1 protein-coding gene is annotated in these 359 nt (G+C 68.2%); it reads left to right on the forward strand.

Annotation, left to right across the window (positions count from 1 at the left end):
- On the forward strand, positions 1-359 hold a 359-nt coding region (locus ACYP5B_RS12795; protein ID WP_459569866.1), incomplete at both ends, for a citrate/2-methylcitrate synthase.

A 359-nucleotide genomic window follows, 5' to 3' on the forward strand; every position in this document is an offset into this window, starting at 1 on the left:
AACGACCTGCACTACCGCGGCTACGACATCCTCGACATCGCCGAGACCTGCGAATTCGAGGAGATTGCCCACCTGCTGGTGCACGGCAAGCTCCCCACCCGCGCCGAACTGGCCGCCTACAAGGCCAAGCTCAAGGCCCTGCGCGGCCTGCCCGCCAACGTCAAGGCCGCCCTCGAATGGGTGCCCGCCAGCGCCCACCCGATGGACGTGATGCGCACCGGCGTGTCCGTGCTCGGCACCGTGCTGCCGGAAAAGGACGACCACAACACCCCCGGCGCGCGCGACATCGCCGACCGCCTGATGGCCAGCCTGGGCTCGATGCTGCTGTACTGGTACCACTACAGCCACAATGGCCGCCG

Source organism: Cupriavidus sp. 8B (assembly GCF_054589115.1).